Origin of the sequence: Nocardia carnea (assembly GCF_029868325.1) — a bacterium.
Taxonomy (GTDB): Bacteria; Actinomycetota; Actinomycetes; order Mycobacteriales; family Mycobacteriaceae; genus Nocardia; species Nocardia carnea_C.
The window spans coordinates 1-20,269 of the sequence record NZ_JARWNW010000087.1 but is presented as its reverse complement, the minus strand read 5'-3'; the positions used below and the strand labels follow the sequence as shown (position 1 = coordinate 20,269).

Here is a 20,269-nt window from a genome sequence, read left to right as displayed (position 1 = left end):
CGGCACGGATCCGCCACCAGCCTATTGTCGACATCTACGGCTGTCACATTTTCGTTATCAGCAGATATCCAGGCGGGGCGAGAGGCAGCGGAAACCGGCAGCTACTTCTTGTCCTTCGGTTTATCGGCCTGGGCGTCGGAGGACAGCGCGGCCACGAACGCTTCCTGCGGGACGTCCACCCGGCCGATGGTCTTCATCCGCTTCTTGCCTTCCTTTTGCTTCTCCAGCAGTTTGCGCTTACGGCTGATATCGCCGCCATAGCATTTGGCCAGCACATCCTTGCGGATGGCGCGGATGTTCTCCCGGGCGATGATCTTCGACCCGATGGCCGCCTGGATCGGCACCTCGAACTGCTGGCGCGGGATCAGCTCACGCAGTTTGGTGGTCATCTTGTGTCCGTAGGCCTGCGCGGCATCGCGGTGCACGATGGCGCTGAACGCGTCCACGGCCTCGCCCTGCAGCAGGATATCCACCTTCACCAGCTGCGATTCCCGTTCGCCGGCCTCCTCGTAGTCCAGCGAGGCATAGCCGCGGGTACGCGATTTCAGCGAATCGAAGAAATCGAAGATGATCTCGGCCAGCGGCAGGGTGTAGCGCAACTCCACCCGGGTCTCGGACAGATAGTCCATCCCACCGAGGTCACCCCGGCGCGACTGGCACAGTTCCATGATCGCGCCGATGAACTCGCTCGGCGCGATGATCGTGACCTTCACCACCGGTTCGAAGACCTGGCGCACCTTGCCTTCCGGCCAGAACGAAGGGTTGGTCACGGTGTGCTCCGCCGCGTCCTCCATCACCACCCGGTACACCACGTTCGGTGCGGTGGAGATCAGGTCGAGCCCGAATTCGCGCTGCAGCCGCTCGCGGGTGATCTCCATATGCAGCAGGCCCAGGAAGCCACAGCGGAACCCGAAGCCGAGCGCCACCGAGGTCTCCGGCTCGTAGGTGAGCGCGGCATCGTTGAGCTGGAGTTTGTCCAATGCGTCCCGCAGGACCGGATAGTCGGAGCCGTCCACCGGGTACAGCCCGGAATACACCATGGGCCGCGGCTCGCGATACCCGGTGAGCGGTTCGGTGGCACCGCCCCGCGCGGAGGTGACGGTATCGCCGACCTTCGACTGCCGCACATCCTTCACACCGGTGATCAGGTAGCCGACCTCGCCGACGCCCAGTCCCTGCGTGGGTTTGGGTTCCGGGGAGACGATCCCGATCTCCAGCAACTCGTGGGTGGCGCCGGTGGACATCATCTTGATCTTCTCGCGCGGCGTCAGCTTGCCGTCCACCACACGGACATAGGTCACCACACCGCGGTAGGTGTCGTAGACCGAGTCGAAGATCATCGCCCGGGCCGGTGCGTCGGCGTCGCCGACCGGCGGCGGCACCTGCTCGATCACCCGATCCAGCAGTTCGGTCACGCCCACCCCGGTCTTACCGGATACCCGCAGCACATCCTCGGGTTCGCAGCCGACGATATGGGCGAGCTCGGCCGCATACCGTTCCGGATCGGCCGCCGGTAGGTCGATCTTGTTGAGGACCGGGATGATCTCCAGATCCTTGTCCAGCGCCAGATACAGGTTCGCCAGCGTCTGCGCCTCGATCCCCTGCGCAGCATCCACCAGCAGGATCGCACCCTCGCAGGCCTCCAGCGCCCGCGAGACCTCATAGGTGAAGTCGACGTGGCCCGGGGTATCGATCAGATGCAGGACGAAATCCTCGCCCGCGTGCTCGCCGGTCCCGGGCGTCCACGGCAGCCGCACGTTCTGGGCCTTGATGGTGATACCGCGTTCGCGTTCGATATCCATCCGGTCGAGGTACTGCGCGCGCATCTGCCGCTCCTCGACGACCCCGGTGAGCTGCAGCATCCGATCGGCCAGCGTCGACTTGCCGTGGTCGATATGCGCGATGATGCAGAAGTTCCGGATCCGCGACGGATCGGTGAACGTCGTATCGGCGAAGCTGGCGGGCACTCCACTCCTCATGGGTATCGGGCGTACTGGCGACCATCGTCCCATGGTGAGCCGGACCACCGGCCCCCGGTCCCGCCCCGCGGCGATACTCCACCGGCCGGGTGTGCCGTTATCCTCCTGAGATGCCCCGCAGTTGGAACAGTCTCGGCAAGCAGCTCACCGCGATCGCGATACAACAGGGGCCGAAGCTCGTCCGGCGGCAGGCACCGCGACTGGTGGAAGCACTACTGGTCCGCGGCAGCTCCCGCGCCACCCGCCGCACGCCCCGGGCGGTGGCCGGCCCCAAGGGCGTCCCCGTCCGCCCCGCGGCCTCCACACCGGTCCCGACCGCACAGCGCGCCCGCCGGGTGGTCTACGCACCCCAGCTCGACGGCCGCGCCGACCCCGGCGAAATCGTCTGGACCTGGGTGCCCTTCGAGGAGGATCCGGACAACGGCAAGGACCGGCCGGTACTGGTGGTCGGCCGCGACGGGCGCACCCTGCTGGGGCTGATGCTCAGCTCGAACCCGGACCGCGACCACGATCCCGAATGGGTCGGGATCGGCGCCGGCATCTGGGACCACCAGGGCCGGGCCAGCTGGGTCCGGCTGGACCGGGTACTCGACGTCCCCGAGGACGGTATCCGCCGGGAGGGCGCCATCCTGCCGCGCCGACTGTTCGACCGGGTGGCGCATCGCCTGGTCCGGGAATACCACTGGAGCTGAATCGAGCCCCGGCGCCGCCGGATCAGGCCTGCAGTTCCCGGGACCGCCCGAACAACAGCCCGTACAGCAGTGCACCGAGCACACCACCGATCAGCGGGAACACAATGAACGCCCACAACTGCCCCATCGCCCCGTCCTGGTAGGGCGCCACGGCCAAGCTGCGGGCCGGGTTCACCGAGGTGTTGTCGACCGGGATCGAGATCAGGTGGATGAGCGCGAGAGTGAAACCGATGGCCATCCCGGCCTGCGGAATCTCGGAAATACGGTCGGTAGCGGCCAGCACCACGAAAACGAGCAGCGCGGTCAGCATCACCTCGACGATGATCATCGCGGCCATCCCGTACCCCTCCTGGATCACCACCTCACCGGCCGGACCGGTGACCGCCGACGGGCTGTGCTCACCCCAGCCGTTGGCGCCCAGCCCCGAGGAAGCGCGGTCATAAGAGGGCAGGTTCTTGGCAATCGCGAACAACACCAGACCGGCGAGCAGACCGCCGATCACCTGGGAAACGATGTAGCCCACCGCACTCATCGGCGAAAGCCTGCCCATCATGAGCTGCCCCACCGTCACCGCGGGGTTGACATGACAGCCGGAAACCGGCCCGATCGCATAGACCAGGACGAGCAGCGACAGACCGAACGCCAGCGCCACCCCCAGCGGCCCCACTTTCTCACCGGCCAGCACGGCCGTCCCGACACCCCCCATCACCAGGACGAAGGTGCCGAGCGCCTCGGCGATCCATTTCCTGGTATCGGAGATATCCGCGGGCTCGACACCTTCGAGTACAGCTTCTCGTTCCTGCGCAGTGGGAGACATGAACGCCGCCTTCCGAGAGGATCGCCGCCCCGCGGGATATCGGGGCGCGCACCGGGCAAACCTGGGTCCTGCTGCGAAACCATATGGGCCGAACTTCCCGGCACCTTACGCCGCACGAACACGCTTCACAACGACATACGGCCAGGTCACGGTGTTGCAACGCCCCCACGATTTCGCGGCCCCGCCCCCTGCTGGTAATCTGGCCACTCGGCATTGCCGTACCTCGTGCCCGGAGAAATCCGAGCCGGCCGTATTCAGGGTTGGTACGCGCATACAGACTTTTCCGACCGAACCAGACAGGAACCAGAGGATACCGGCGTGGCCAATATCAAATCCCAGATCAAGCGGATCCGCACCAACGAGGCGGCGCGCCAGCGCAATCAGTCGGTGAAATCCGAGCTGCGCACCCATATCCGCGCCTTCCGGGCGGCCGCCGCGGCCGGCGATAAGGAAACGGCCAGCGCGCGCCTCCAGTTCGTGAGCCGCAAGCTCGACAAGGCCGCCTCCAAGGGCGTCATCCACGCGAACCAGGCCGCCAACAAGAAGTCGGCGATGGCCCTCGCACTGAACAAGCTCTGAGAGTTCGAACTCTTTCACACAAAGCCGCCGCGGCTTCGATGACCACGGCGGCTTTTGGTATGCCCGGGCTCGGTCAGCGCATGTTTTCCGAGGCAGTAGTGGATGGCGGCCGCCCGAAGGCCGAGCGCCTGTCGTAGCATGCGGCCCATGGTTATGTTGTATGCGAACCAGTCGGTCGTCCAAGCCGAGGATCTGCCCGGCGTCATCCGCGCCGCCGAGGTACTCGGTATCGGCGTGAAAATCGAGAATGTGCTGGTACCCGCCGATGACGACGGCAGCCAGGTCGTCGTCTGGATGGTCACCCGCGAAGAGGAGACCCCCGTCTACGAAGAGTGGGACGGACGTTTCGACGAGGTCGCCGAGGAAGCGCTGGAGCTCAGCGCAGTCGACTGACCGGCCCCGCCGGACCAGCAGACCACACGCCGTTCCTCGACCACCCTCCCCGCACCTCCGGCCCTGCGGCCACATCCGCACATCCCCACAGCCACAAGCACGGCGGACACACAGCCACATCCCGGCAGTCCCCCAGCCCTGCGGCCACACCCGCACATCCCCAACAGCCTCAGCTCCGCGGCCACATAGTCACATCCCGGCAGCCCCGGCACCGCGGCCTCAGTCACGTCCTTGGAGGGCCAGCAGCTTCAGCACGGCGTCCTCCAGGGCGAACCCGGAGTCCGCGGCCCCACCTTTCACATCCGCGTTCAGTGTCGCCACGACCTGCAGCGCGGCACCGATCGCGGCCGGTGACCAGCCGCGCGCCTGCCCCTGCGCCTTCTTCACCTTCCACGGTGGCAGTCCCAGCGGTCCCGCCAGTTTGAACGGGTCACCGCGACCCGCCGACCCGACCTTCGCGATCGTATGCACGGAATCGGCCAGTGCATCCGCGAGCACCACATGCGGAACACCGCGGTCCTGCGCCCAGCGCAGCGCCTCCACCGCACCGGCACTGTTCCCCGCGACGGTCAGATCCGCGACCTCGAAGCCCGATACCTCTGCCTTACCGGAGTAGTACCGCCGCACCGCCGCGAGGTCGATTTTCCCACCGGTATCGGCGACCAGCTGCGAACAGGCGGCCGCCAGCTCCCGCAGCTCGGACCCGACCGCGTCCAGCACCTCCTGCACGACTTCGCCGGAGACCCGCGCCCCCGCCGCCCGGAATTCGGACCGCACGAATTCGGCGCGTTCGGCGGCCTTGGTGAGCTTGGCGCATTCGTGGACCTGCGCCCCGGCCTTCCGCAGCGCCGGAACCAGCGCCTTGGCCCGGCCGCCCCCGGAATGCACCACCATCAGCACCACCCCCTCGGGTGGGGCCGTGACGGCTTCGGTGATCACTGCCACGGCATCCTTACCGGCCTGATCCGCCGATTCGAGAATGATCACCCGGTCCTCGGCGAACAGCGAGGGACTCAGCAGCTCGGCCAGTTCCGCGCTACTGGCATCCCCGGCCCGCAACCGGTCGACCGGGACGGAGTCCGGGTCGGGGGCGTCCGCCCGCACCTGCGCCGTCACCCCCGCAATCGCCCGCTGGATCAGCAGTTCTTCTTCCCCCAGGACCAGGTGCACCGCCGCTCGCTCGCTCACGGCTCCGATCGTACGGCGGCACCCCGACGATTCCCGGGATCGGCCTCACAAGGCTCCGCATTCGCGTGCAGACGTATGGCACGAACGAACCCGCCGCCGGACGAATCGTGAAAACCTGATCTCCGTCCGCCCCACCGACTCCCCGCACTGCCGTCTGCCCGATGTAGCCGTCCGAGCATGGCATTCGGCGCGGTAGAAATGAGGCCGGGAAACCAGGTCAGCGGCACCGATACGCCGTCACCCGGTGGACGCCGCAGCCGGGCGTGAGACCACGAGCCGGGTATCCGCTGCTCACCAGTGCAACCACAGAAGCAGCGGAAGGTAGGCGGTAGCAATGCCGGCTGCGGTGGCCGCCAGGTATCTCCGTAGCCGCGCAACGCGCAGCGCTGCAATCCCGGCAGCCGCAGCACAGGCGGCGAGGAGCCCGCCCGCTGACCCGCCGGGCACGGTGAGCAGCGCACCGGGGACCTCGGCGGTTTCGGTGGCCACGGTGAGCAGCCACCACAGCGGTGGGCCGGTGAGGTGCAGAATCAGCTCCGCGGGCGGGTACCAGAGTGTGGATACCACTGCCGCTGCCGCCCCGAGAACAGTGATCGGTGCGATCACCGGTGCCACAAGGATATTCGCGAGCACCGCCAGAATGCTGACCTTGCCGGACAGGGCGATGGTGATCGGTGTGGTGACGACGAAGGCCGCGGCGGCAACGGCGGCCAGTTCGGCGGGCAACCGCCACCAGCCGTGGTCCCGGAGGTAGTCGGCCCAGCTCGGCGCCAGCAACAACAAGGCGCCGGTCGCCATGACCGAGAGCGCGAAACCGGCCTGCACTGCGAGAGATGGCCAGAGGGCGAGCAACCCGATCACCGCGGCGCACAGTGCGGGCAACGCCTGTTTCCGGCGACCGGTCAGCAGGGCGAGCAGCGTGATCGACCCCATGGCGGCGGCCCGCAGCACGCTCGGATCGGGCCGGGCGATGATGACGAAGAAGACCAGCGCGGTCGCCGTCGCACAGAAGGACAGCCGTGGACCGCAAGTCAGTACCCGGGCCAGTGCCAGCACGGCGGTCAGGAGCACAGAAAAGTTCGCCCCGCTGACAACACACAGGTGCTGCAATCCGGACGCGACGAAATCCTCGTGGACTCGATCGGACAAGCCGGAGGTGTCGCCCACGACCAGCGCGGGAAGCAGCCCGGCCGCGTCGGGTGTGAGGGCAGACCGGGCGACGGCGGCCAGATCTGCGCGCACTCCCGCGGCCAGATCCTGCCACCAGGGCAACGGCCCGGCCGGGACCGGCGGGCCGATCGGGCGGAGCGTGACGACCGTCAGATCGTGTTGCCGTGGGGGTGCGGTACGGGCACGGAATTCGATCGGCCGCCCGGGCCGCAGTTCACCCCAACCCGGACCGGCAGCCAGGACAACCACCGACCCGCCCGCTCGGACCACCTCGTCGCGGTAGCGGAACTCGCGCAGTCCGGCACGCACCACCCAGAGTCGGCCGGCGCCGGATCCGCTGCTCCGCACAGGTTTCGGATCGTCGGACGGAGTGATCACCACATGCACCGTCGCCTCGTCCGGTACCGCCCGGAGCGGATGCACGATCACCTGATATTCGCGCCATGCACCCGCCAGCGCGAAGCCCGCGCCGAGCACAGCGGCACCGATGATCGTCGTCGCAACCACCCGGTAGCGCTCCTTGCGGTGAGCTACCCCGGCCCACAACAGCGCCCACGAAACGAGTGCCACCGAGGTGAGCCCGGCCGCCACCACGATCCCGGCGAACCACCCAGCGGCGACGGCCGCGATCGTTGCCGCCCAGCAGGCCAGGGCTGCCGGGAGAAGCCGGGCGTCCAGTACCCGCGCAGCACCGTCGAAATCGTCGCCCGGCCGGTCACCTCGATCCACGTGTCCGGCACTGTCCGCGCCGGTCACCGGCGGAGCCGGACAACTGTCCGCACCAGCCACCAGCTCCACTTCCCCGCCCTGGCATCATCCAGTGCGCGAGCACCGATGAAAGTCGAACCGCCCGCCCGCGCCGGGCTTCCGGCTCCCGACCCGATATCGCCCGCCTGCGTCATACCGTCACCAGTTCCCGGAGTCGCGCGAGGCGTGCCGGGCCGATGCCGTCGACCTCGGACAGTTGTTCCACATCGGTGAAGCGTCCGTTCGTCTCCCGCCAGGCGATGATCGCCTTCGCGGTGACCGGGCCGACACCGGGCAGTGCGTCGAGAACCGATTCGGTAGCTGTGTTCAGGTCGACCGGAGTGCCGCTCGCGGGTGATGGGACCTCGGCATCCGGATCTGCCACCACCGTTTTTCCGCCGCTCACCGTGGCGCTACCGGGCGGCGGGGCAGCGGTATCGGCGGGGCCGACCCGGACCTGGTCACCGTCGGCGAGGCGCTGGGCCAGGTTGAGCCCGGTCAGGTCGGCACCGGAGAGTGCTCCGCCGGCGGCGGCGAGGGCGTCGGCGACCCGGGCACCCGGCGGTAGCCGGACGAGACCGGCCTTGTGCACCAGGCCCACGACGCTCACCACCAGCTCGGCCGGTGGTGGCGGGCCCGGCGCCGTTCCGGGTGTTGCGGGCGCGGTGGCGGAGGCCGGTACCGCCGCGGGTAACGCGGCAGGGTGGGCGGCCGGTAGCGGGGGTACGGGTTGCGCGACGGGGCGCTCCCAGAACACCACCACCAGTGTGACCAGAAAGGCGAGGAGCCCGACCCCCGCCATGGTCGCCATACCGCGGCGGCCCGGATCGAGCCGCGCGCCACGGAATCGGGGCGGTATCAGTCGTTCTCGCCAGGTGGGTGCAACGGGCCCGGCGTCGAGCCAGCGCGGAGTCCGGACGCCGTCGTCATCGTCGGTGAGTACGGTATTCGGGTGCGGCGCATCGATCCCGGAATCGTTGCGCCGGCCGCCGAGGTATCCGCCCAGCTGCCGGTGTACCCGTTCCCGCTCGTCTTGTCGTGCCATGCTCGCGACGCTAGGCCCGCGACGGCGCCCGACCTCCAGCCCGACCAGGCACTTCGGCAAACCTGTGGACAACCGTGCCCTGTGGATGAACCCGTCCCCGAACGGCCGAGAGCAGGCCGCACCGGATCGGCCCGGCACAACTGTGTTGAGCTCAGCCCCAGCCGCCGGGTAATACCAGTACGCCGACCGCACCGATCCCGAGGTGCACCCCGAGCGCGGGACCGAACTCCGCTGTCAGGATCTCCCGGACCTGCGGCAGGCGTTCACGCAGCTGAGCGATCACCGTTTCCGCCGCATCGGCCGCATCCAGATGCTGAACCCCCAGAACGGCTTCCCCGGACCCGGCGGCCGCCACGGCTGCCGCCACCAGCTTCCCGAGCGCCTTCGACCGGGTGCGTACCTTCTCCCGCAACTCCAGCCTGCCCTGCACCAACTGCAGGATCGGTTTGCTCACCAGCTCGCCGGCGAAGAATCCGGCCGCGGTGCTGAGTCGTCCACCGCGGCGGAGTTGTTCGGTGCGATTCACCAGGATGAAGGTGTGCGATTTCTCCGCCGCCGTGACAGCGGTCCGGTGCACCGCGTCCAGCGGGGCGCCCGCGGCGGCCGATCGGGCGGCGGCCAGTGCCGGTAGCCCGGTGGCCAGGCCGGCGCCGAGCGAATCCACCAGTCGCACGGAATCTTCGGCGCCCATATCCCGGACGGCCTGCCGCCCGGACTCCCAGGTGGCGGACAGCTGCCGGGACAGATGCACCGCGACCACGCCGTCGCCGCCGCTGCGCGCCAGTGCCGCGGTATAGGCATCGCGGAGCTCACCGGGAGACGGTGCGGAGGTGCTGACCGAATCCGCGGTGTAGTCGATATCGAGGTCATCGACACCTTCGCGGTGGGTTGTTTCCCCGACCAGGACGTGCAGGGGCACGATATCGACCCCCAGCTCGCCGATGAGGTCCGCGGGCAGGCCGGCGGACGAATCGGTGACGACCACGACCGCCACGGTTCACCCCACCTCGCGCAGTGTTTTCACCATCGATATGGCGACCTCGGAATGCCCGTCCCACCCCCAGTGGATACCGTCGGGGTTGGCGTCGCCGGAGAAGATGTTGTCGTGCACGGCGGCCTTCAGATCGACCAGCGGCACACCGGTACGCGCCGACCAGCTCTCGAGTGCCCGCACCGCCGGTTCCCGGCCGCGGTGCACCCGCCCGTAGGCGTCGCAGGCGTGTACCGACGGTAGTACCGCCACCATCGGCAGATCGGGCCGCAGCTGGGCCAGCGCCGTGCGGCACTGTTCCAGGTAGTCCACGCTGATCTCCGGTGGCAGCGCCACCCGGTTGCCCAGCCTCGAGGCCCTGGGCTGCACCCACTGGTAGACCGAACGCACCACCCGGCGCAGCCCGGCCGGCCGGATATAGCGGATCAGTTCCCGGAGCGCGGTGGGCAGCGGGGAGGGCAGCGAATCCATACCGCCCACCGCGAAAACCACCGCCCCGGCATGCGGTACGGCCGCCCAGACCCGCGGGTCGCCGATCAGGGCCCAATAGGCGTCCCGGCAGGTCCAGCCGATACGGGCGACCAGTTCGACCTCCCAGTCGAGTTCGGACGCCACCAGATTCGGCCAGATCCGCGGATGGTCGGCAGGCAGACCGCCTTTCGGCCCGAAATAGGACAGCGAATCGGCGATCACCAGCAGGACCGGCCGCCGGCCCACCGGATCTGCGGGTGCGGATTCGTCGAGCGGGAGGGCGGTGGCAGCGCCGCCGGTCTGATCCGTTCCCGGCATAGGCTGAGGATCGGCCGAACCCTGTACCGGCTCGGCCGATTCCGGCCGGCTCGTATCCTCCGACCTCGCTGTCACTGCGCGACCCTCCTGATGATCAGACTGCCTTACGCATATCGTCGCCGTCGGTACTCTCGGCGTTCTCATCCTGCTGCGGTTCGGTCGCCGGACCGAACAGCGCATCGGGTAGCGCGCGTTCCGGTTTCGCGGAAACCCGCTGGAACAGTTCGTCCGGAATCTGCCGGTTCAGGTCTTCAGATGACATCGGGTGCTACTTTCGCCGCTGCGTTCCACACATCGAGACGCCAGCCGGGCTTCTCGATGCTCGGACCGTGGCTGCTGAGCTGCACCCAGCTGGCATTGGCGAGCCCACCGAGGGCCGGCCAGTTCTGAGGCGGCAGGTCGAGCAATGCGGCCGTGAGCGCGGCGATCAGCCCGCCGTGCGCCACGAGAATCATAGTGGCGCCCGGCCAATCCCGCCGCTCGGTGAACAATTCCTGCACCACCGGTAGCGCCCGGGCGCCGACTTCCAGCTTCGATTCGCCGCCGGGTGGGGTGTAGGTGGCGTCCATCCGCCATTCCAGGCGCGCACCCGGATAGAGCGAATCGACCTCCACATCGCCCATCCCCTGCCAGTCACCGAGATGGGTTTCGCGTAGCCGCGGCTCCCGGACCACCTCCAGGCCGGAATGCTCCGACAGCGCCTGCGCGGTCTCGTAGGCCCGTTTCAGGTCGGAGGAGACCAGGCCGATCGCCTTGTGCGACACGAGTTCCCGTGCTGCCTCCTTGGCCTGCCGCCGGCCCAGATCGGTGAGATCGGTGTCGATCTGCCCCTGCATCCGGTCGTTGGCGTTCCATTCGGTTTGCCCGTGGCGCAGCAGGATCAGGGTGCGCACACCGGTTTTCTGTGTCACTCGGTCTCTCCAGCACTTTCCGCATCGGTGGCCTCGGGCCCACCGATCCCCTCGACCGGAACGACGGGGCAGTCTTTCCACAACCGTTCCAGCGCATAGAAATTACGTTCGTCGTTGTGCTGGATATGCACCACCACATCGACATAGTCCAAGAGTGCCCAGCGGCCCTCGCGGGTCCCTTCCCGGCGCACCGGCTTATGCCCGGCCGCGCGCAGTTTCTCCTCGACATTATCGACGATGGCGTTCACCTGGCGCTCGTTCGGCGCCGAAGCGATCACGAAGCAGTCGGTGATCACCAACTGCTCGGACACATCGAGTACCACCACATCGGCGGCCAGTTTCTCGTCCGCGGCCAACGCGGCGACGGTCGCCATCTGCACTGCCTCGGCTGTCGCAGTCATGGTGTGGTTCCCCCTGGTCCTCGGTTCACGCTTCCATTACCTTCCGCTTGCGCCGGCACATAGAGGTGCCGTTTCGATATGTATTGGACGACGCCGTCCGGCACCAGGTACCACACGGGCCTGCCCTCGGCCGCGCGCCGGCGGCATTCACTCGACGAGATGGCCAGCGCGGGGACCTCGATCATCGTGACCGCGTCGTCGGGCATACCGCGCAGATGGTCGGCCAGATGATCGATGTTCAGCTCATACCCCGGCCGGCTGACGCCCACGAATTTCGCCAGCTCGAACAGTTCCGCCCAATCCTGCCAGGTGAGGATGCTGGCCAGCGCGTCCGCCCCGGTGATGAAGTACAGTTCGGCACCCGGACGCTGGGCGTGCAGGTCGCGCAGGGTGTCGACCGTATAGGTCATCTTGCTGCGGTCCACGTCGGCCCGGCTCACCGAGAACCGCGGGTTGGAGGCAGTGGCGATCACCGTCATCAGGTAGCGGTCCTCGGCCGGGCTGACCCGCCGACCGGATTTCTGCCACGGCTGGCCGGTCGGGACGAAGACGACCTCGTCGAGGTCGAACCGGTGGGCGACCTCGCTGGCCGCGACCAGGTGCCCATGGTGGATGGGATCGAAGGTGCCACCCATCACCCCCAGCTTGGGTCCGCCCTGGCCTGTTCCGCGCATGAGTGTCGAGCTTAACGGGGTGTTCCCGGCGGGTCCCGGTCAGACCGGCAGCAGCCGGGAGACCACGGCTGTGAGCTGGGACGCGGACCGGCATTCGTGCATTTCGATGACCTGCTGGTAGCGGTCGGCGGCCGAATCGCCGGACCCCCAGTTCTGGCGTGGTTCGGGGTTGAGCCAGTGGGCGTGCTTGGCGACGGCGACCAGCTCGGACAGGGTGGACAGTTCCGGGTCGCGGTAGTTGGTGCGGGCGTCACCGAGGATGAGCAGCGAGCTACGGCTGGTGACCGCGTCCGCGAATCCGTCGGCGAAGCTGGTCAGGGCGCTGCCGTAGTCGGAGTGTCCGTTGAAGCCGACGATATCGGCCTCGGCGAAGATCCGCTGCATGGCTTCGTCGAGCTGGGTGTGCGGGTCGAAGAACCGGGTCACCTCGTCGGTGTTGTCGACAAAAGCGAAGATGCGCACCTTCGAGAACTGCTCGCGCAGGGCGTTCACCAGCAGCAACGTGAAATTGCTGAATCCGGCGACCGAACCGGACACATCGCACAGCAGGACCAGCTCCGGACGGCCGGGGCGCGGTTTGCGGTTCACCAGATCGATCGGGACGCCACCGGTCGACATGGATTTGCGCAGTGTTTTGCGCAGATCGATCTCGCCCCGTTTGGCATGCCGGCGGCGCACCGCAAGTCGCGACGCCAGAATCCGCGCCAGGCGCTGCGTACTGCGTTTCAGCTCGGCCAGCTCGTTCTGCGAGGCGCGCAGGAAATCCACGTCCTCGGCCTGCCGGGCGACCCCGTACGAAGCGACCCGCTCCCGGCCGATCCGTTCGGCCACCCGCCGCCGCGTCTCGGCCTCCACCGTCCGGCGGAAGTTGTCGATGCGGCCGCGGGCCGCCCGGCGCGCGATCTCGGTCTCGAAATCACTCATATCCGGGGTGGTCATTCCGGCCAGGATCTGCGCCAGCAGGGTCTGCGGCTGGATCTCCTTGAGCGCCTGATACGACGAGAACGACGCACCGCGCGCCGACTGATACTGCCCGAGCTGCTCGACCAGCTGCGCGGCCATCAACGCCTGCGCGCCGCCGGAGTTCTCGTCGGCCAGCATCTCGGCCAGCATCTGGCGCAGCGCCGGTACGTCGAGGCGGCCGTCGTCGCGGTACGGCAGTTCGATCTCCGCGGCGGCGTCGCGCTCCCCGATGGCGACGGGGAACCACAGGTCGAACAGGCCGTCGTAGGTGGCGCGATGGGTGGTGCGCCGCAGCAGAGCGCAGGCCAGGCCCTCCCGCACGGCATCCCGGTCCAGGAGATCGAGTACGGACAGCACACGGCCCGCGTCCACGGTTTCCGACGGACCCACCGGGATCCCCCGTGCCCGCAGCGCCTCCACGAACCCCACCAGATGCCCCGGCAGTCCGTGCGGGGCCAGTGGCCGGTCCTCGGTGACCGCCATGATCAGACCGGTTTCAGCTCGGCCAGCGCGCGCTGGTGGTCGCTGCGATGCTTCAGCACGACGCCGAGGGTGTCGCGCACCGTCGTATCGTCGAGGTCGGTATGCCCGAGCGCGAGCAGGGTGCGCGCCCAGTCGATCGTTTCGGCCACCGACGGCAGTTTCTTCAACTGCATCCCGCGCAGCACATGCACGATCCGCACCAGCTGCGCCGCCACGGCCTGCGGGAGGTCCGGCACCCGGCTGGCCAGGATGCGGCGCTCCAGGTCTTCGTCCGGGAAATCCAGGTGCAGGTACAGGCAGCGCCGTTTCAGCGCCTCGGACAGCTCCCGGGTGGCATTGGAGGTCAGCACCACGAACGGTTTACGGTCGGCGGTGATGGTGCCCAACTCCGGGACGGTGACCGCGAAATCGCTGAGCACCTCGAGCAGCAGCCCCTCGATCTCCACATCGGCTTTATCGGTTTCGTCGATGAGCAGCACGGTGGGGTCGGTTCGCCGGATCGCGGTGAGCAGCGGCCGCGACAGCAGAAACTCCTCGGTGAACACATCGGCCTTCGTCTCGGCCCAATCGTTCTCCCCGGAGGCCTGGATTCGCAGGATCTGCTTGGCATGATTCCACTCGTAGAGCGCCCGCGCCTCGTCCACACCCTCGTAGCACTGCAACCGCACCAGTTCCGCGCCCGAAGTCTGCGCCACCGCCCGCGACAGCTCGGTTTTGCCGACACCCGCCGGGCCCTCCACGAGCAGCGGCTTACCGAGACGATCCGCCAGGAAAACCGACGTCGCGGTCGCCTTATCGGCCAGATAGCCGGTTTCGGCGAGCCGGACCTGCACATCATCGACCGACGCGAAAATCGGCTCCTGAACCGGCGGGATGGGGGAACTCGCGGGCTCCATGGGGCGTCCTTCCGTCGAACTCTGCCCATCCCACGCTACCGGGCCCCCGGCCGGCAGACCTCGTCCCCCGGAGCCGAGAGACCCAGCTCACCACCGAGCCGGGTGACGTGACGCGGTTTCTATACGGGGCGGATCTGGCCGGAGCCCCGGACAATCCACTTCGAGGACGTGAGCTCCGGCAATCCCATCGGGCCGCGGGCGTGCAGTTTCTGGGTGGAGATACCGATTTCGGCGCCGAAACCGAATTGCTCACCATCGGTGAAGGCGGTGGAGGCGTTGACCATGACCGCTGCGGCGTCCACCCGGCGGGTGAACTCGTCGGCCGCCGCCAGTTCGCCGGTGACGATGGCTTCGGTGTGGCCGGTGCCCCAGGTGTTGATGTGGTCGACGGCGGCGTCGAGATCGTCGACGATTTTCACCGCGATATCGAGGGTCAGGTACTCCTCGGCCCAATCCTTGTCCGTGGCCGGAGTCATACCGTCGAGATCGCCGTGCAGGGTGACGCCCTTGTCGGCCAGGGCCTTGCCCAGCCGCGGCAGGGCGGTTTCGGCGATGGCGGCATCGATCAGCACGGTTTCGGCGGCATTGCACACGCTGGGCCGGCGGGTTTTGGCGTTGATCAGGATTTCCTCGGCCATATCGAGGTCGGCACCGGAATGGACGTAGACGTGGCAGTTGCCGGTACCGGTTTCGATAGTGGGGACCTGGGCGTCGCGCACCACGGCGTTGATGAGGCCGGCGCCGCCGCGCGGGATCACCACATCCACCAGACCCCGCGCCTGGATCAGGTGGGTCACGCTGGAACGGTCCTCGCTGGGCAGCAGCTGGACGGCGTCGGCCGGGAGACCCGCCTCGGTGAGCGCGGACCGCAGCACCTCGACCAGCGCGGCATTGGACCGGGCCGCCGACGACGACCCGCGCAGCAGTGCCGCGTTACCCGATTTCAACGCCAGCCCGAAGGCGTCCACGGTGACATTCGGCCGGGCCTCGTACACCATGCCGACCACCCCGAGCGGCACCCGAACCTGCCGGATCTCGAGCCCGTTGGGCAGCGTCGACCCGCGTTCCACCACACCCACCGGATCCGGCAGGGCGGCCACCTGGCGCAGGCCCGCGGCGATCCCGTCGACCCGGTCCTTGGTGAGCCGCAACCGGTCCAGCAGCGAATCCTCGGTGCCGGCCGCCTTGGCGGCCACCAAATCCTCGCCGTTGGCTTCCAGCACCGTATCCGCGGCGGCCAGCAGCGCATCCGCCGCGGCGTGCAGCGCTTCGTTCTTCCGGGCCGTGGTGAGCTGGGCGAGCACCCGGGACGCGACCCGGGCCCGGCGTGCAGCCCCGTGCACGGCCTCGCGCATATCGAACTCAGCGGTGGTCTCTGCCGTCATAGGTATATAGCCTACGCACCGGGAAAACCTGATTTCACCGGCGCTCACGCGTTACGTTCTCCCCGTGACCTCGCCACTGATCGCCGTGCTCGGCAGTATCAACATGGACCTGGTGACCACCACCGCGGCCCGTCCCGCGCCGGGCGAGACGGTGCTCGGCCGCGGTTTCACGATGGTGCCGGGCGGTAAAGGCGCCAACCAGGCGATCGCGGCGAGCCGGGCCGGTGGGCAGACCATGTTCCTGGGCGCGATCGGCACCGACGTATTCGCCCCGCGCCTGCGCGCCGTGCTCACCGAATCCGGCGTGGACACCACCGGGCTGCGGGGTATCGACGGGCCGAGCGGTATCGCGACGATCGTGGTCGACGATTCCGGCGAGAACAGCATCATCGTCGTCGGCGGCGCCAACACCGCGGTGACCGGCTTGACCACCGCGGACCGCACCGCCATCGCCGCCGCCGATATCCTCGTCTGCCAGCTCGAGATCCCCCTCGAGACCGTGACGGCCGCCGCCCGGCACGCGCGCGCACACGACACCACCGTGGTGCTCAACCCGTCGCCGGTACAGCATCTTTCGGACGAGCTGTGGGAACACGTCGACGTCGCCGTGGTGAACACCGGCGAGGCCGAGCATTTGGGCAGCCTGCTCGACCGGGTGCCGCACGTGGTGGTCACGCTCGGCGCGCACGGCGCCCGGTATCGTGGCCCCGACGGCGCGGAAACCACCGCCACGGGACCGGCGGTCGAGGTAGTCGACACCACCGGCGCCGGAGACACGTTCACCGGGGCACTCGCCGTGCGCTGGGCACAGGGACCGGACGCCGCATTGCGCTTCGCCTGCACCGCAGGGTCACTGGCCACCACCACACTCGGTGCCAGCGCGGCGATCCCATGGCGCCCCGATATCGAGGCGATGCTCGACCGATGACCGGTCCGTGATCCCGCACCGATACCAGCGCTGATCGGAAACCGGCCACAGCCGCAACGATCGCACCGGCACACGGGCGACCTGCTCGCCGGTAGACGTCTGTCGGCGCCGCCCGAAATTCGGATGCCCCGCGCCGTGCCCTCGGCCTACCGTGAAGTACGGAGGCGGACACCGGTCCGCCGAACGGAAGGATCGAAACAATGTTTCCCGTCGAGCTGTCCGGTACCCGGGCACGGACGTTGATGTGGGCCCAGGAGAGCGAGATCGATGCGGCGGCGCTGCAACAGCTGCGCAATATCGCCCGGCTGGAATGGGTGCACGGCGTCCGGGTCATGCCGGATGTGCACCTCGGGAAGGGCGCCACGGTCGGTTCGGTGATCGCCATGCGCGATGCGGTCGCGCCGGCGGCGGTCGGGGTGGATATCGGCTGCGGGATGGAGAGCGTGCGCACCGACCTGACCGCGGCCGATCTGCCCGACGACCTGCGCGCGCTGCGCTCGGCGATCGAGGCGGCGGTACCGGTGGGGTTCAATGCCCACAAGAACCCTGTGCAGGTGAACAAGCTGGCGCCTGGGCCGTCCGGTGTCGCGACTTCGACCCTGCGTACCGGCTGGGACCGGTTCTGGTCGGCGTTCGACGACCTCGACGAGGCTGTGGCGCCCCGGGAATCCAAGGCGCACAAGCAGATGGGTTCGCTGGGCGGGGGCAACCACTTCATAGAGGTCTGCCTGGACCAGGACGACCAGGTGTGGATCCTGCTGCACTCCGGCAGCCGCAATATCGGCAAGGAAATCGCCGAGCGGCATATGGCGGTGGCCCGCAAACTGCCGCACAACCAGAACCTGGTCGACCGGGATCTCGCGGTATTTCTGGCGAACACCCCGGAGATGGCCGCCTACCGGCACGATCTGACCTGGGCGCAGGAGTACGCGGCCCGCAACCGCGCGGTCATGCTGGCGCTGGTATCCGAGGCGGTGCGCAAGCAGTTCCCCACCCGCGAGGTCCGGTTCGATACACCTATCTCGTGCCACCACAACTATGTGGCGGAGGAGAAGATCGACAGTGTTCCCATGCTGGTGACCCGTAAGGGTGCGGTCCGCGCCGGGGCGGGCGATATGGCGCTCATCCCGGGCTCGATGGGTACTCGCTCGTACGTGGTGCGCGGTAAGGGCAACCCCGAGTCGTTCCAGTCCGCGTCGCACGGCGCGGGCCGGCGGATGAGCCGCAATGCCGCCAAGCGGCAGTTCAGCGTCGCGGATCTGGTCGCCCAGACCGAGGGTGTGGAGTCGCGTAAGGACGCCGGTGTTCTGGACGAGATCCCGGCCGCCTACAAGAACATCGACGACGTGATCGAGGCCCAGCAGGATCTGGTCGATGTGGTCGCGACCCTGCGCCAGGTGCTCTGCGTGAAGGGCTGAGTATGCGGCGGGCGGGATCTGCCGGTCCCGCCGCATGCTCGATCGCCGGGGACACCGGCCCGAAGGTCGGTCCCCCCGGAGCACCGCACACCCGATAACCGAACGACACGCAACCGGTCACCTCGCGGCGACCGATCGAGACCTGGGCAGATGTCCACGGGAGGGCCCTGCGGCGACGAGACCGGAGCACTTCCGACCTTCCGGCACTGCGAATCATCCCGCAAGTCGACGGCGCAGCAAGCCGGCGGTGAGACCGGCGCCGAACAGCAGCACACCGACCATGAGCACCACTCCACCGGACAGCCAGCTGTACAACGCGTGGTCCAGATCGGTGGGTAGTCCGGGGACAGCCGAGATCAGCGGGTAGGTGCGTTCCGGTATCACGATCTGGACCACTCCGGGCAGAATTCCCCACACCAGTCCCGCTGCGATTGCCGCGGCGGGCACTGCGACCGCGAGCGCCGCGACTGCCAGCAACAGAACCGCGCCGAGCACGGACTGGATCGGGGCCAGCCAGCGGTCGGTGGAGTCCCACCAGCGCCCGGTGAGAACCGCGCCGTTGGCTGCGATACCGATCGCCACCGGCGTGAGCAACAGCGCGACCAGAATCGCGGCTACCACGCGCAGGGGTTTCCCGGGCAAACGGCCGTTCGCGTCCGCTTCTTCTGGATCCGCACGACCCCGCTCGACGAGTTCGGTCATCCAGCACTCCTCCGGACGGTCGTTACATGATCGGGGTGCCATTGTCGCTGCTCCCGACCCGGCACTGACAACTCGCCACCCCGGCGGCGCGGTCGGCCTCTGCCCCACCGGGCTCGCTGCTCAGCCGGGACGGATTCGGCGCCCTGGCCGATTCGACCCTCGGTACGCCGCCGGACGACCGCGCCCTATGTGGCTCGGACGAAACGATCCGCTGGTCCGGCGCTTCCGGTGCACACCTCCATAGCTGGATGCGACCTCGCCAGAACCTGCAGGCACCCCGAACACTTGACTAGTTATCATTCGATGCATACTCTTATTTATCAGTCGATAACAACAACCATTCCGGTCAGCCCGGATCTCCTTCCCGAGGAACCGCCATGTTCGGCACACTCATGATGTTCGTCGTCCCCACCCTCGTTCTCCGCCTGCTCGGCCTGGCCGGCGTACGCCGTTTCGCCACCTGGCGCGTCGCCACCGCATACGGGCTGGCTTTCCTGTTCACCATGACCGGGCTGGCGCATTTCGTGCCCGATTCGGTCACCGTCATGCCCAGCCACAGCGATCTCGTGGCGATGGTGCCCGGCGCCATCCCGTTCCCGGAGTTCGCCGTGTACGCAACGGGTGTCCTGGAGTTGGCCGGTGCCGCCGGTCTGCTGTTCGCCGGCACCCGCCGCTGGGCCGGGCTCGGGCTCGCCGTCCTACTGGTCGTGATGGTCCCGGCGAACATCTATGCGGCAGTCGAGAACATCCCGCTCAACGGCGAACCGCCCACACCGCTGTGGTTCCGGATCCCCGAGCAGATCGTGTACTTCGCCGTCGCGCTCTGGGTAGCGCAGGCGTTGCCCTCGATATCGGGCACCCGCGCAGAGCCCGAGCCGCCCGCGCTCACCTCTCCGGATGTCGCCGGCCGTGCCGTGCAGGCAGCTGACCGCTGAGCCGCGCAGCGGTACGGGTGGTCGTGGCCCCGCCGAGCAGGGCCCGGGGAGACACCCCCACCAAGAATACAGCCCCCAACAAAACAATGTCCTTCAATGGCATGCGGTAGGCATAAATGCCCCCCACCGGCAACGCGAAAAACCCTGGGGCCCGATCCGGGCACGCCGCCAAAAACCCCCACC

At 68.2% G+C, this 20,269-nt stretch carries 21 protein-coding genes; 6 read left to right on the top strand and 15 right to left on the bottom strand.

All coding sequences use genetic code 11. From position 1 onward, the window contains the following. Positions 1–101 precede the first annotated feature (101 nt). Positions 102–2,012, bottom strand: a complete 1,911-nt coding sequence (gene lepA, locus QH196_RS05250) for a translation elongation factor 4 (protein WP_432278154.1) — start codon at positions 2,010–2,012, stop codon at positions 102–104. Between the two features lie 77 nt (positions 2,013–2,089). Here lepA and QH196_RS05245 point away from each other — a divergent pair, with 77 nt between their 5' ends. Then, complete coding sequence (locus QH196_RS05245) at positions 2,090–2,671, top strand: type II toxin-antitoxin system PemK/MazF family toxin (protein WP_280414604.1); 582 nt, start codon at positions 2,090–2,092, stop codon at positions 2,669–2,671. 22 nt (positions 2,672–2,693) lie between these two features. Here QH196_RS05245 and QH196_RS05240 read toward each other — a convergent pair whose 3' ends face one another. Further along, positions 2,694–3,488 (bottom strand): aquaporin, encoded by a 795-nt coding sequence (locus tag QH196_RS05240; RefSeq protein WP_280414603.1) that lies wholly within the window; start codon positions 3,486–3,488, stop codon positions 2,694–2,696. A gap of 318 nt (positions 3,489–3,806) precedes the next feature. Here QH196_RS05240 and rpsT point away from each other — a divergent pair, with 318 nt between their 5' ends. After that, complete coding sequence (gene rpsT / locus QH196_RS05235) at positions 3,807–4,067, top strand: 30S ribosomal protein S20 (protein ID WP_280414602.1); 261 nt, start codon at positions 3,807–3,809, stop codon at positions 4,065–4,067. A gap of 147 nt (positions 4,068–4,214) precedes the next feature. Continuing rightward, positions 4,215–4,460, top strand: a complete 246-nt coding sequence (locus QH196_RS05230; RefSeq protein WP_280414601.1) for a hypothetical protein — start codon at positions 4,215–4,217, stop codon at positions 4,458–4,460. 219 nt (positions 4,461–4,679) lie between these two features. Here the strand turns inward: QH196_RS05230 and holA are convergent, their stop codons facing one another. The 12 genes from holA to QH196_RS05170 form a co-directional block, all read right to left on the bottom strand. Further along, the gene (gene holA / locus QH196_RS05225; protein WP_280414600.1) at positions 4,680–5,648 is read right to left on the bottom strand and encodes a DNA polymerase III subunit delta; all 969 of its coding nucleotides are present in this window, start codon (positions 5,646–5,648) and stop codon (positions 4,680–4,682) included. A gap of 291 nt (positions 5,649–5,939) precedes the next feature. After that, positions 5,940–7,574, bottom strand: coding sequence for a ComEC/Rec2 family competence protein (locus QH196_RS05220; protein ID WP_280414599.1), 1,635 nt, complete (start codon positions 7,572–7,574; stop codon positions 5,940–5,942). A gap of 142 nt (positions 7,575–7,716) precedes the next feature. Continuing rightward, positions 7,717–8,610 (bottom strand): ComEA family DNA-binding protein, encoded by an 894-nt coding sequence (locus tag QH196_RS05215; RefSeq protein ID WP_280414598.1) that lies wholly within the window; start codon positions 8,608–8,610, stop codon positions 7,717–7,719. A gap of 151 nt (positions 8,611–8,761) precedes the next feature. Next, the gene (locus tag QH196_RS05210) at positions 8,762–9,604 is read right to left on the bottom strand and encodes a DegV family protein (protein ID WP_280414597.1); all 843 of its coding nucleotides are present in this window, start codon (positions 9,602–9,604) and stop codon (positions 8,762–8,764) included. A gap of 3 nt (positions 9,605–9,607) precedes the next feature. Continuing rightward, positions 9,608–10,390: a diglucosylglycerate octanoyltransferase gene (gene octT / locus QH196_RS05205; protein WP_280414596.1), complete on the bottom strand. Its 783-nt coding sequence runs from the start codon at positions 10,388–10,390 to the stop codon at positions 9,608–9,610. Positions 10,391–10,484: 94 nt separating this feature from the next. Further along, positions 10,485–10,652, bottom strand: a complete 168-nt coding sequence (locus QH196_RS05200) for a hypothetical protein (RefSeq protein ID WP_280414595.1) — start codon at positions 10,650–10,652, stop codon at positions 10,485–10,487. Next, positions 10,642–11,301, bottom strand: coding sequence for a histidine phosphatase family protein (locus QH196_RS05195; RefSeq protein WP_280414594.1), 660 nt, complete (start codon positions 11,299–11,301; stop codon positions 10,642–10,644). Before QH196_RS05195 ends, QH196_RS05200 begins: the two co-directional genes overlap by 11 nt. Beyond that, a complete protein-coding gene (gene rsfS, locus QH196_RS05190; RefSeq protein ID WP_280414593.1) occupies positions 11,298–11,702 on the bottom strand; it encodes a ribosome silencing factor in 405 nt (134 codons plus the stop codon). Before rsfS ends, QH196_RS05195 begins: the two co-directional genes overlap by 4 nt. Continuing rightward, the gene (gene nadD, locus QH196_RS05185) at positions 11,699–12,376 is read right to left on the bottom strand and encodes a nicotinate-nucleotide adenylyltransferase (RefSeq protein ID WP_280414592.1); all 678 of its coding nucleotides are present in this window, start codon (positions 12,374–12,376) and stop codon (positions 11,699–11,701) included. The genes rsfS and nadD overlap by 4 nt, the downstream gene beginning before the upstream one ends. Positions 12,377–12,415: 39 nt before the next feature. Further along, positions 12,416–13,822, bottom strand: coding sequence for a vWA domain-containing protein (locus QH196_RS05180; RefSeq protein ID WP_280414591.1), 1,407 nt, complete (start codon positions 13,820–13,822; stop codon positions 12,416–12,418). 2 nt (positions 13,823–13,824) lie between these two features. Next, a complete protein-coding gene (locus tag QH196_RS05175) occupies positions 13,825–14,718 on the bottom strand; it encodes an AAA family ATPase (protein WP_280414590.1) in 894 nt (297 codons plus the stop codon). A 119-nt stretch (positions 14,719–14,837) separates the two neighbouring features. Continuing rightward, on the bottom strand, positions 14,838–16,103 hold the full coding sequence (locus tag QH196_RS05170) for a glutamate-5-semialdehyde dehydrogenase (RefSeq protein WP_280414589.1): 1,266 nt from the start codon (positions 16,101–16,103) through the stop codon (positions 14,838–14,840). A 64-nt stretch (positions 16,104–16,167) separates the two neighbouring features. Here QH196_RS05170 and QH196_RS05165 point away from each other — a divergent pair, with 64 nt between their 5' ends. Both QH196_RS05165 and QH196_RS05160 read left to right on the top strand, forming a co-directional pair. After that, complete coding sequence (locus QH196_RS05165) at positions 16,168–17,031, top strand: ribokinase (RefSeq protein WP_280414588.1); 864 nt, start codon at positions 16,168–16,170, stop codon at positions 17,029–17,031. A 200-nt stretch (positions 17,032–17,231) separates the two neighbouring features. Next, the gene (locus tag QH196_RS05160) at positions 17,232–18,449 is read left to right on the top strand and encodes an RtcB family protein (protein WP_280414587.1); all 1,218 of its coding nucleotides are present in this window, start codon (positions 17,232–17,234) and stop codon (positions 18,447–18,449) included. A gap of 213 nt (positions 18,450–18,662) precedes the next feature. On the opposite strand, the gene QH196_RS05155 is transcribed toward QH196_RS05160, so the two are convergent. After that, positions 18,663–19,151, bottom strand: coding sequence for a hypothetical protein (locus QH196_RS05155; RefSeq protein ID WP_280414586.1), 489 nt, complete (start codon positions 19,149–19,151; stop codon positions 18,663–18,665). Positions 19,152–19,528: 377 nt separating this feature from the next. Here QH196_RS05155 and QH196_RS05150 point away from each other — a divergent pair, with 377 nt between their 5' ends. Continuing rightward, positions 19,529–20,086 (top strand): DoxX family protein, encoded by a 558-nt coding sequence (locus tag QH196_RS05150; protein ID WP_280414585.1) that lies wholly within the window; start codon positions 19,529–19,531, stop codon positions 20,084–20,086. Positions 20,087–20,269 lie beyond the last annotated feature (183 nt).